Origin of the sequence: Mycobacterium lacus (assembly GCF_010731535.1) — a bacterium.
Taxonomy (GTDB): domain Bacteria; phylum Actinomycetota; class Actinomycetes; order Mycobacteriales; family Mycobacteriaceae; genus Mycobacterium; species Mycobacterium lacus.
Genome location: NZ_AP022581.1, coordinates 1,106,563 through 1,117,691, shown reverse-complemented (window position 1 = coordinate 1,117,691; position 11,129 = coordinate 1,106,563). Strand labels below are relative to the sequence as shown.

Sequence of the window (11,129 nt, the reverse complement as noted above, 5' to 3'; positions counted from 1 at the left end):
GCAGCCGAAAAGCGCCGACCGGTGTGTTCTCGCGGGGCCGGCTCGTGGGTCGAGCGGCGCCGCGGACCGCAACGGCCCCAATAAGAGTCTCATAAGAATCGGTACACTTTTTGGACGTCGATCGGTTACTGGCGAGTTCTACGCACGGGTAACCGTGTCGTGGGTAACACCCGGTTTAACCGCTGGCTCGGGTGTCGCGGACAAACGTCCTGCATGCAGGTGGTTACGGTCGAGTAGCTATAACAGCGCTGATCAAGGCAGTATTGTTACCAAATCGTTATGTTAAATATTGACGCTCCGGCGGGCGCGTGAGGCTGCGTCGGCTGCGGCATCGCCCGATCGCTGGCGTTGGCGGCTGCGCGCGGCGGGCGAACGAGTGTTTGCTGGAGCCTAAGCCCACTGCCCGAATTGGGGCTTGAGGATTTCGTTGATGTCCACCCCGACCCCACCGACGGAGCGCTTGTCGATCTCGACCTGATGCAAATGGGCGGCCGGGTGGGTGTAGCCCTTGGGCGAGCCCCAGTTGTGCTGCCAGAAGTACGCGCCCAGGCCGTCCTTCACCGCCCAATCGATCGTTTTCGAGTTGGCGTACACGCCGGTCCGCTGGTGTCCGATCACCGATTCCCAGGACCGCAAGTACGGAACTATTTGGTTCTTGTACTGCTCATACGACGGATCGTCGTCGATCGACGCATAGATGGGAGCGCTGGGCGGACCCCCGGCCGCGGCGTGCAACTGCGCGCCTCGTTTGGCATGCTGCACCCCGGCGGCGGCACCGCCCAGCCAGTCCGAGGTGCTCCCCTTTCCGTACTGATAACAAGAAACGATCTTGAGCCCACTTCCGGCGAGGTCACGCGCCTCGGTGAGCTGGATCGGCTTCCCGAGCATCCAGGCGCCGCCGGGCCGCCGGTCCGACACGTACCGGATCGCTCCCACGGCGCCCGCGGCCCTGATCTGGCTGGCGGGAATGACTCCGGCCGCATAGTCCAGCAAGGTGCCGAGTGAACCCGCCGATGCCGGTGCGGCACGCAACGACCCGGCCGCGACGCCAAGGCCCAGCACGGCCGGGGTCGCCGCGGCGAACCTGAGCACGTCACGCCGAGATACCGACACATGCCACAGGGTACGACAAAAACACCAGCTGATACACTGGCCTCAGTAATCACATATACGTCACATTGTCACAACGGTCACACCTGCCGGCATCGTTTCGCCGGTACGCCTCTGCGCGGCTGTGTTGCCCCAGCCGGCGGCTAAATCTTTATTGTCACTATAAAATTTATAAAATTTATAATGTCAGACCCGGGAGGCCGCAGGTCCGGTCAAGGGGGTTTTCATGGATCACGATCAGCTCGACCTCACCCGGCGTGCCCTGAAACTGGCGCGCGACAAGGCGACCGATCTGGCGCCCCGGCAGTACACCGTCGACGCGCGCGAGTACACCTCGCCGGAAAGACACGACGCGACAAAGCCCTGCTGATCTCCAGCCCGCAACTGGTCGGCTATGCCTCGGAGCTGCCCAGGCCAGACACGTACTGCACCAAAACGGTGATGGGGCGATCCGTCGTGTTGACCCGTGCGTCGGATGGTTCGGTCAAGGCGTTCGACAACGTCTGCCTGCACCGGCAGTCGCAGGTGGTGTCGGGATGTGGCACCGCCAAGCGGTTTACCTGCCCGTACCACGCGTGGACCTACGACAACACCGGTCGGCTGGCCGGCCTGCCCGGCCGCGAGGGGTGCTCGCCCTCGGCCGCGGGCTGGACGTCGCCGGGCACCAACCGAAACGGGTAACTGCGCCAGTCACTGTTCACGGCGTGCCGGCCCTCAGCGATTTTCGGGCAACTGCAGGGTGAGTTCGACCGGGCAGCACAGCGTGCCGTGCTGATTGGTTACCTCGATCTGGATGTCGACAAGGTTGCGGGGCGGATCGACCGAGGTGTCACGGCGCTTGGCCACCGCCCGGCCCCGGCCCACCATGGTGTCGCCGGCATAGATCGAGCCGGCTAACCGCATCGAGCGGCGCACCACGCGACTGCCCGGCCCGGCCCAGTCGGTCGCGATCCGGTCCGCGAACCCCGCGACGTGCATGGTGTTGACGAAAATCGTTGGGTGTCCCTGACTTTGGGCATAGGCGGAATCGAAATGGCCCGGGAAATAGCCCAGGTCGCGCCGGCGTTTTCCACGACCCGCTGGTAGCTGATGTGGTCGACCACCTCCGGAAGCTCGACGGGGACCCCGATCTGGTTCCAGTCCAGGTCCCCGCCGCTCATGACGGCGCCCCAGGGGTGAAGCGGAACAAGGTATTTCGGCTGACGGCCACGACCGCGCCGTCCTGACGGCGGAAGGTTTCCTGGGTCTGGACGAAATGACCGACGCCAAGCCGGGTCTGCTTTTCCGATGACACCGACAGCAGCTCTTCGACGACGGTCAGCAGATCACCCTCGACGATGGGCCGAAAAAACTCAACGTCGTTGGCCGCATTGATGAAGGTGGTGCCCGGCAGCGGCACCCGCAGGGCGATCGACGCCATCGGCGGCCCGCCCGCCGGCTGCTCGTCCGGCTTCCACGGCGGCGGTATCAGCCATCCCATCAACAGCGCCGGCGGCGCTAGCAGGCCTCCCCATGTATGCCGAGCAAACTCGGCGTCCCAGTACGAACGATTTCCGTCATGAACCATCGCGGCAAACAATTGGATGCGCGCGCCACTGACCGGCGTCGCCGCGGTTCGCGGTTCGCTCGCCACGCCGACCATGCGCAACGCATCCTGATACGTACCGAAGGCCAGTTGGTAGCCCCGCTGCGAGCCAGGGTCGGAGTCCACGTATCGGTACCGCCTACATGACGGCCGAATGCCGGCTGGGCACCGAATCCCATTCCAGATCGCGGGAGGTGAAATGCCAGCCGCCGCGCTCGTAGATCAGTTCATCGGTGTATGTCCCGGTGGCCCTCAGGCTGAGGTCGCCATACGTGGAGACCGCGAAAAGCAAAGCGACACAACGCTGGGTCGCGTGCACGCCGTCGATGGTGATCTCGTGATCGACGGTGACCAAGCGCTGCCCATCGCCACCGTCGAATGCCAGGCGCAGATCGGTGAACACCTCATGGTCACGGATGAACCTGGCACCGGAATGCCGGAACGTGGCGATCCAACTGTCGCGCTCGCCGGCCGAGTAGACGCGGTTGTGCCGGGCGTTCAGATCCAGGATGGCAGCGCGGCCCGTCGCGGCCTGAAGCATTTGCTGTTCCTGATAACTCATGGGCATCCGGTAACACTAACGTAGCCTAGCGGCTAACGACATAGCCATGACCTTCGCGATCCCAGGCGCCCGGACTCAAGCCCCTGGCGCGCAACAAGTCCTTGCGTATCCGCCCGATTCAATTCTTCGGGAGTTCATCGACTGTCTCGACGAATCTCGGCACACAGAAGTAGGGCATGCGGGCGGCGCAGAAGTCGAGCAACTCCGGGCAAGCCAGCGCGGCCCCGGGGCGCAACGTCACGATCAGCAGGATGTCGTCCTCGCCCAATTCGCTGGGCACCCTGATCGCCGCCGCCTCGAGTACCGCCGGATGGCGCATGACGACGGTCTCCACTTCGACCGAGGAGACGTTCTCGCCGCGCCGGCGCAGCGAATCTTTGACGCGGTCCACATACGTCAGTTGCCGGTCGTCATCGAGCGTGCCCAGGTCGCGGGTGCGAAACCATTCGGGGTGGCGCTCCACCCGTAATCCGCCGCCCACGTAGCCTTCGCTCATCACGTACGGATACCGGGGCCGGCAGGCGATCTCCCCGACCGTTCCGGCCGGTACGGGATCGCCGTCGGCATCGACGATGCGCACCTCGAAGTTGGGGTTGGGCCGACCAGATGTTCCCGGAACCCCTTCATCGGCAACGCCTTTGACGGCGATGGGAAAAGCCTCGGTCATCCCGTACATCGTGACGATGCGACAGCCATACCGCTTCTCGATGTCGCGGTAGGACGTTGCGTCGACGGGCGCCGCGGAGATGAACCGCAGCGGCAACTGCGCGTCGCGCGGATCCGCGGGCAGGTTCTGCAGCATCGAAACCATCGCCCATGCGCCGGCGATGCCGATGGCGCGGTGGGCGCGCACGTCGTCCCACACCGCGTCGGATGGAAGGCCTCCGCCAGCACGGTTGTTCCGCCGACCAGCATCGGCGCCAGCACGGTGGGCGCCGCGCTCAGGTGGAACAGGGGCATGGCGGACCACACCACCTCGCCGGGACCGAATTCCCAGGCCGAAGCGACCGTCGCGGCCACCGTAAACAGGTAGTGCCAGGTCGTGGCAACCGCTTTGGACGGCCCGGTAGTGCCCGACGTGAAGAACAGGGACCCCAGCTCGTCGGGCCCCGTGGGGTTGTCGGGCCCGTCGCCACCCCGGGCGAGCGTGCTGCTCAGCGAATCATCTTGCACCAGAACGTCAGTCGCCGCATCCAGCTGGCCGGCAATCTCCTCGACGCGCGGCCGTCGCTCGGCGTCGGTGACCACCACTTTGGCCCGGGCCACCCGGAGGTTGTGCAGCAAAAAGTCACCCTTGTCCGCGGCGTTCACGGCCGCGCTCAGCGCGCCGATTCGCGCCTCGCCCAGCCAGAAGTAGACCCACTCCGGGCACGTCGCCGTGTACAACGCCACGCAGTCGCCGGAGCCGACTCCCAGTTCGGCCAGCATGCGCGCCGCCGCGCGGGACCGCTGCCGCATCTGCTCGAAAGTCACGTCGGCGCCGGCGATCGACATCATCACACAGTCCGGGTACTGCTCGGCGCGACGATCCAGCACCGCGGGAACGGTAAAACGGTCGACGCCGAAATCGGTGGGACCCGGGGGCCCGCTCATTGGGCTGCCAGTCAAGCTTTGGCGGCCGCCGGGTCGGGCTGACCGTCGGCGGTGTATCCGAAGTCTGCGGGCGAGGGTTGCGGGCCTGGGTAGAAGCGATGCGCCCAGCGACGCAGGGCGGCATAATCGTGTGCCTCTTCGGGCGCCAGGTTCGGCCTTTCCAGGTATTTCATGTTCTCCCAGGTGAAGAAGTCCTGTTTGATGACCTCTTGCTGCAGCGCCAGGAACTTGGCGGCTCGGCCAGTGGGCACGTCGCCGGTGTCGCCGGGCTCGCGCACCGAAGCCTGGGCATAGAAGTAGTCGGTGTAGTCCTCGTCGACCGGTGTCTGCCCGGTGACCTGGACGGTGGCCACCAGCTCGCTGGGGAAGCGAACCAGTCCCAGTCCTAGTGAGTAGTTGTCGTAGACAATCTTGGCGTCGACCGGTCCGTTCGGCGTCAACCAGGTCGACGCGCGGCCGCCGCCGAAATGGGCGTTGACGGTGGCGTGCAGGTGGTAGCCCGAAACCTCGAACGATGCCGTGGTCGCGGGGCTGGCGGCCTTGTGCACGTACTGAACGTGATACGGGTCGGCGGCGTTCTCGACGATCATTTGCGGGTGCACCTTGACCCGATTGAGCATTTGGGTGTGCGGGTGCAGCGGGTAGTATTCGCCGGTCTCCAGCTCGGGCAGCACCGGTGGCTGCCAGTACGGCGCGCGGCCGTGACGCTCGTGCCAGGCCAGGATGAAGCCGTACCACTGGATGCTCGGGTAGGCACGGATGCGGACGTTGGTCTTGCAGCCGATCTTGCTGTAGGGGATCAGGGCATTGGTGCCATCACCGCGCCAGTGCCAGCCGTGCCAGGGACAGACGATTTCCTCACCTTCCACGGCACCGCCGACGCCCAGGTTGGCGCCGAGGTGTTGACAGTAGGCGTCCAGCACGTGCACCCGGCCCGAGGCGGTGCGAAACAGAACCAGCTCCTCACCGAAGTAGTGCGCTCGCTTGACCTGACCCGCGGCGAGGTCGGATGCGAAGGCGACGATGAACCAGCCCGTCGGGAAACGGTACGTCGACAGCGCGATGCCGGCCTGCCCGAACTCGCCTTCCGACGGATCCATGGCTGAGCTCTCCGTTCCCCGGTCGACCATCGAGACGTTCGCCCGCAATTGTTATTGTTACTATTTTAATGATTACACGTCAACCGTTGGCCGGAGGACAGGTGCCGATGACGGCTGCCACAGTGGATCTCTCCGATTTCGCCTTGTGGCGCAATGGTTTTCCCGACGAGCTGTTTGCCGACTTGCCGCGCACCAGGCCGCTCTTCCGGCACGACCTCACCCCCAGGGTCGTCGGCGCCGCGCCGAGAGTGAACCACACGACGGCCCGTCGGCGCGTCCCGTCGCAGGATTCACAATCGCCGACGATGCGGCGTCGCCCAACCCGTTGGCCTCGCACAGGGTCTCATCGACGGTCACGCTGCATTGCCCTCCTACAAACCCTTCGGACGGGTCCCAATCACCTCGATGACCGCCAGGCGAGCGAGTTCGTCCTCGGTGAGCCCGCATCTTTCGCGCAGTATCTCCCCATTGTGTTCGCCGAGCGTCGGAGGCGGGCGCATCAGCCACCTGTCCTGGCCGGCCAGCTTGGCGAACGGCGGAGTGGGATACAGGCCGACGCCGGTGCGGGGGTGGTCCAGCGCCTCGAAGAACCCTCGATCGCGCAGTTGCGGGTCCTCGGTCACCAGCGACGGCGAGACGACGGGCGCCACCGGGATACCCGCGCCGGCCAGGCGCTCCACCGTCGATTCAAGGGGCTGCCCGGCGAACCAGTCCCCCAGGTGACCGTCGATCTCGTCGGCGCGCTCCCGCCGCCCGGCGACGGTCGACATGCCCTCGTCGCACCAAGAGGGCCGATCCATCACCACAACCAGCGCCTGCCACTGCCGGTCGTCATGCACCGCGACCGCGATCCACTCGTCGTCCGGGCCGGCGCAGCGGTAGATGTTCTGGATGGCCAGGCCATGACCGCGGTTGCCCCGCCGGCCTAGCGTTATCCCGAACACCTCGTGCTCGATCGGCTGAATTGCGGTGACGTTCAACACTGTTTCGACCATCGGCAGCTCGACCAGCTGGCCCGATCCGGTGCGCTCGGCGAACTGCAACGCGGCCAGCACGGCGAACGCGGCGTGCACCCCGGCCAGCGGATCACAGGCACCGCGCGGCGGCACCGGCGGAGCGTCGGGTAGTCCGGTCACCCAGGCCAGGCCGCCGATCTGCTCCATGGTGGGCGCGAATCCGACACGCTCGCGCCACGGACCTTCCAGCCCGAACGCGGGCATCCGGGCGACGACGAGTTTCGGGTTCACCTCCAGCAGCACGTCGGCGGTGAGCCCGAAGTGGTCCATCACTCGCGGCGAGAAGTTCTCGATGACCACGTCGGCACCAGCGGCCAGAGAAAGGAACAACCGGCGTCCCTCGCCAGAGCCCAAATCCAGTGTGACCGAACGCTTGTTGGTGTTCATCGCGTGGAACACCCAGCCGTACTCCCACCAGTCGTCCACGTCGGTGCGCATGCCGCCGGAGTAGCGGATGCCGTCGGGCCGCTGGATCGACTCCACCTTGACGACGTCGGCGCCGAACGCGGCGAGCAGGTGGGTGGCGGCCGGCCCGGCCCAGAACGCGGTCAGGTCGAGGATGCGAACGCCCTGTAGCGGCAACCCCGGCGGCGCGGGCTCCCGTTCGGGTTGGCTTTTCCGCCAGGGGGACTCGTCGTTGGCCTCACCCGGCGCTGCCGTGCCGCGCACCGGGGCCGGCGCGCACCGCGACATCAACCACGGTGGGCGTGGCTGACGAAAGCCCGCGGGGTTGCGGACGAACACCGCGCGCTCGGTCACGTAGTCCATGTCCGGGATCGTCGCGCCATTGCCCAACGCCGCGATCGGCAGCCGGAAGAGCTCGCCCAGCGCGACGATCTCGTCGACGGTCCGTGCGGCCATCCAGGGCCCGATCAGCTCGCGGATGAGGTCGCGGTATTCCCAGCGGCCGATCTGGAAACGCAGCTGGGGAATCTCCGCTAACCGTGGGCATTCGACCATCGCGGCGAAGTCGAGCCACTGCTGACCGGTGACCATGGTGATCCCGACGTAACCGTCCCTGGCCGGCTCGATCGAGGGGACCTCGAGGGTGCGGCGGACCGGAGGGACCCGCAGCAGCTGAGAGTGCAGCCATTCGCTGCTCTGCATCAGGGTCATCGCCTCGAGCATGGACAGGTCCAGATGTTCGCCCGGGCCGCCGTGCTCGACGCGGCGGCGCACGGCCAGCGCACCGAACGCGGCGAACGCCCCGCCCATGTACTCCCCCAGGTCGCCGCCGATCGAGATGGGCGGCCCGGCGGGGTCACCTCGGAAGCCAGGCGAGCCCGCCCATGCCTGCAGCGTGAACTCGGTGGCTGCGCGATCGGCATAGGGACCGGTCCAGCCGAAGTCGGAGATGGTGACGACGATCACCCGCGGCGAGTCGGTCAGCAACCGCTGCGGATCGACCCCGAGTTGCGCCGCCCGCGACCGTCCGGCGGTGACGATCACGACGTCGGCCGCGGCGAGTTCGGCACGACATCGCTGCGAATCCAGCGAGCAGGTCAGGCTGCGCTTACCCGCGTTGAGGTAGCAGTACAACGGCGAGGGTTGACCCTGCGGAATCCGCGAACAGGTGGCGGAGAACCGCCGCAACGAATCTCCGTGCAGCGGTTCGATTTTGCGCACCTGGGCGCCGGCATCGACCAAGAGCTTGCCGCAGTAGCCGCCGGCTATCCGGTCGCTGATCTCGACGACACGTAATCCGTCCAGCGGCGTCGGCCGGCTCTCGGACCCGCGACTCACCCGGCTATTTATACCATTACTGCTAAAATAATCGGATGACCGCCCTGGGAGTTGGCCCCGACGCCCGTCGCCGATTGTCGGCGCCGAGGATCGCCGAAATCGTAGCCGACGAACTGCGTCGCCAGATCATCGACGGCGAGCTTGCCGACGGCGATCTCTTGCCACGCCAGGAGGTGCTCGTCGAACAGTTCAACGTCAGCCTGGTCTCGCTGCGGGAAGCGCTGCGGATCTTGGAAACCGAGGGCTTGGTCTCGGTCCGGCGGGGCAACCGCGGCGGCGCCGTCGTGCACGCACCGGCGAAGGCCAGTGCCGCCTACATGCTCGGCCTGCTGTTGCAGAGCGAGGCCGTCGCCGTCGCCGACCTGGGCGCGGCGTTGCGGGAGCTCGAGCCCGCCTGCGCCGCGCTGGCGGCCCAACGGCCCGACCGCGCGAACACCCTGGTGCCGGAACTCAAGCAGGTCAACGAATCCATGGCCGAGCACCTCGACGACGGTCGGCTCTTCACCGAAATCGGCCGTCAATTCCACGATCTCGTCGTCCGCGGCTGCGGCAACCACACCATCATCGCGGTCGTCGGCAGCCTGGAGTCGCTGTGGACCAGCCATGAGCGGCAGTGGGCCGACGAGAGCTCGGCGCGCGGCACCTACCCGTCGCTGGCCAAGCGGCGCGCCGTGCTCAACACGCACATCAAGCTGGCCGAGACAATCGCGGACGGTGACGTCGACCGGGCCCGCCGGATCGCGGCCCGCCACCTCGCCGACACCCAGACCTACGTGTTGTCCGGCAAACCCGATCAGCGGATCTATGCGCTGTCGCCGCAAGCATTGTCACGTCCGCGGGATATCCGGCACCCTTGAACGCCAGAAGCGCGCTGGTCACCGGCGGCAGCGGCGGGATTGGAAAAGCGTGCGGCCGCAAGCTGTGCGAGCTCGGCTATGACGTGGTGCTGCTGGCGCGGCGCGCGGGTCCGTTGCGGGCGGCGGCCGATGAGATCGGCGCGCGCCACATCGTGGCCGACGCGTCCGACCCGGCCGGATTCTCCGCTGCGCTAACCCCACTCGAGGCGGTCGACCTCGTGGTTCATGCGGCGGGTACGCTCGGCGGAACCTACGCCCGCAAGCAGACATTCGAGCAGTGGCGAACGATCCTGTCGGCCAACCTCGACTCCTGCTTTGTGGTGACCTCCGCGGTGCTGCCCCGGATGCGGGCGGGTTCCCGGCTGGTGTTCATCTCGTCGTCCGCGGCACACGAGCCGATGATGGCCCGCACCGCCTACTCCGCGTCGAAGGCGGGCATGAACGCGTTCGCCCGCGCACTGGCGCTCGAAGTCGACCGTGACGGCATCAGCGTTCATCTCGTGACGCCGGGGCCGGTGGAAACCGAGATGCTGCAAGACGTTCCGTTCGAGATGCACGCGATCCAGGTGTCGGACATCGCCGAGGCGGTCGCCTGGCTGGACACCGTCGACCCCTCGGTCGACCTGCCGGAGATCCGGCTGAGCGCCGTGCAACGCGGTCCCTTCGCACGGCCGCCGATTGTGCCTACCGAAGCCCGCCGCCGGCGCCAGGGAACGCCTTGATCACCGATTCGCCGAACTCGTGCAAGGAATCCGGGACGGCGAAATCGGCGAACCACACGTAGAAGCGCTCGACCCGCTGGGCGGCCAGGCCCGCGAAGTGCGCAACCAACTCGTCGGCGTCGCCGCAGACCAGCCCCGACCCCAGGTAGCCGAACCGCCGGGTGCTCAGCTCGCGCACGGCCCTGGGATCGCCGCCCGACCGGACGAAGCCCACCATCTGCTGGACCGAGACCCGTGCGGTTCCCGCCGCGGCGGCCAGCCGGGGTAGCCGGTCGATGTGGTTCGCCTGCAGGTTCCACCAATCCGCGTATTTACGAACAAGTTCCATCATCCTGCGTCCGCTGCCACCGAGGACCAGCGGTATCAGATGCGCCGGCCGGGGAACCTGCCCGTGCTCCCCGTCGCCCCAATACTGCTTGATCAAGGCCAGGTGGCGCGCCAATTGCTCGACCCGGGCAATCGGATCCGGCTGGCCGACATCGAATCTGGTGAACTCGCCGGGCCAAGATCCCGCTCCGAGGCCGAGGTCGAACCTGCCCTCGGACGCCACCGACAGCGTGACAGCCTGCTTGGCGAGCACGGCCGGATGCCGAAACGCGTCGCAGAGCACGAGATGGCCGATCCGCAGCCGCTTCGTCTTGGCCGCCACCCAGGTGGCGATGCCCATTGCCTCCCAAATGCTTTCATCGGGCAGCCCGGGCGCCTCGAGGTGATCGATGAACGCCATTCCGTCGAAGCCATTGGCCTCGGCGTGGCGCGCACGCTCCGCGATGTCGGCCACCGACAACCGCACCTGGGGCAGGAACAGATACCACTCGACCATGCATCGATAGTTTACTAT

Annotated in this window: 8 protein-coding genes and 4 pseudogenes; 4 read left to right on the top strand and 8 right to left on the bottom strand. The window is 66.7% G+C overall.

Annotated elements, in window-relative coordinates; translation table 11 throughout:
- Window positions 1-390: 390 nt before the first annotated feature.
- Window positions 391-1,113 (bottom strand): DUF1906 domain-containing protein, encoded by a 723-nt coding sequence (locus tag G6N24_RS05230; protein WP_085156623.1) that lies wholly within the window; start codon window positions 1,111-1,113, stop codon window positions 391-393.
- Window positions 1,114-1,336: 223 nt separating this feature from the next.
- On the opposite strand from G6N24_RS05230, the pseudogene G6N24_RS05225 reads away from it, so the two are divergent.
- Window positions 1,337-1,737 (top strand): annotated as a pseudogene (locus G6N24_RS05225) (aromatic ring-hydroxylating oxygenase subunit alpha); the annotation flags it as partial.
- A gap of 87 nt (window positions 1,738-1,824) precedes the next feature.
- On the opposite strand, the pseudogene G6N24_RS05220 reads toward G6N24_RS05225, so the two are convergent.
- From G6N24_RS05220 to G6N24_RS05200, 5 genes and pseudogenes are all read right to left on the bottom strand, one after another.
- A pseudogene (locus G6N24_RS05220) lies at window positions 1,825-2,270 on the bottom strand (MaoC family dehydratase).
- Entirely contained in the window at window positions 2,267-2,752 is a 486-nt protein-coding gene (locus G6N24_RS05215) for an FAS1-like dehydratase domain-containing protein (RefSeq protein ID WP_179963491.1), read from the bottom strand. The pseudogene G6N24_RS05220 and the gene G6N24_RS05215 overlap by 4 nt, the downstream one beginning before the upstream one ends.
- Before the next feature lie 82 nt (window positions 2,753-2,834).
- Window positions 2,835-3,263 carry a nuclear transport factor 2 family protein gene (locus G6N24_RS05210; RefSeq protein WP_085156617.1) on the bottom strand — a complete coding sequence of 143 codons (429 nt, stop codon included), beginning with the start codon at window positions 3,261-3,263 and terminating at the stop codon, window positions 2,835-2,837.
- Window positions 3,264-3,282: 19 nt separating this feature from the next.
- Window positions 3,283-4,850: pseudogene (locus G6N24_RS05205) on the bottom strand (AMP-binding protein).
- A gap of 11 nt (window positions 4,851-4,861) precedes the next feature.
- Complete coding sequence (locus G6N24_RS05200; protein WP_085156692.1) at window positions 4,862-5,980, bottom strand: Rieske 2Fe-2S domain-containing protein; 1,119 nt, start codon at window positions 5,978-5,980, stop codon at window positions 4,862-4,864.
- 77 nt (window positions 5,981-6,057) lie between these two features.
- Here G6N24_RS05200 and G6N24_RS25695 point away from each other — a divergent pair.
- A pseudogene (locus tag G6N24_RS25695) lies at window positions 6,058-6,198 on the top strand (cytochrome P450); the annotation flags it as partial.
- 123 nt (window positions 6,199-6,321) lie between these two features.
- On the opposite strand, the gene G6N24_RS05195 reads toward G6N24_RS25695, so the two are convergent.
- Complete coding sequence (locus G6N24_RS05195) at window positions 6,322-8,709, bottom strand: CaiB/BaiF CoA-transferase family protein (RefSeq protein WP_085156614.1); 2,388 nt, start codon at window positions 8,707-8,709, stop codon at window positions 6,322-6,324.
- Between the two features lie 35 nt (window positions 8,710-8,744).
- On the opposite strand from G6N24_RS05195, the gene G6N24_RS05190 reads away from it, so the two are divergent.
- Together G6N24_RS05190 and G6N24_RS05185 are read left to right on the top strand one after the other, a co-directional pair.
- Complete coding sequence (locus G6N24_RS05190) at window positions 8,745-9,566, top strand: FadR/GntR family transcriptional regulator (protein ID WP_085156610.1); 822 nt, start codon at window positions 8,745-8,747, stop codon at window positions 9,564-9,566.
- Window positions 9,563-10,288, top strand: a complete 726-nt coding sequence (locus G6N24_RS05185) for an SDR family oxidoreductase (RefSeq protein WP_085156607.1) — start codon at window positions 9,563-9,565, stop codon at window positions 10,286-10,288. The genes G6N24_RS05190 and G6N24_RS05185 overlap by 4 nt, the downstream gene beginning before the upstream one ends.
- On the opposite strand, the gene G6N24_RS05180 is transcribed toward G6N24_RS05185, so the two are convergent.
- Window positions 10,251-11,111 (bottom strand): LLM class flavin-dependent oxidoreductase, encoded by an 861-nt coding sequence (locus tag G6N24_RS05180; RefSeq protein ID WP_085156604.1) that lies wholly within the window; start codon window positions 11,109-11,111, stop codon window positions 10,251-10,253. The two genes, G6N24_RS05185 and G6N24_RS05180, sit on opposite strands and share 38 nt — an antisense overlap.
- Between the last annotated feature and the right edge of the window lie 18 nt (window positions 11,112-11,129).

Bases quoted from the DNA above. Each gene is read 5' to 3' on its own strand.
- G6N24_RS05180 (WP_085156604.1), bottom strand. From the start codon at position 11,111: ATGGTCGAGTGGTATCTGTTCCTGCCCCAGGTGCGGTTGTCGGTGGCC.
- G6N24_RS05200 (WP_085156692.1), bottom strand. From the start codon at position 5,980: ATGGTCGACCGGGGAACGGAGAGCTCAGCCATGGATCCGTCGGAAGGC.
- G6N24_RS05190 (WP_085156610.1), top strand. From the start codon at position 8,745: ATGACCGCCCTGGGAGTTGGCCCCGACGCCCGTCGCCGATTGTCGGCG.
- G6N24_RS05210 (WP_085156617.1), bottom strand. From the start codon at position 3,263: ATGCCCATGAGTTATCAGGAACAGCAAATGCTTCAGGCCGCGACGGGC.
- G6N24_RS05215 (WP_179963491.1), bottom strand. From the start codon at position 2,752: ATGGTCGGCGTGGCGAGCGAACCGCGAACCGCGGCGACGCCGGTCAGT.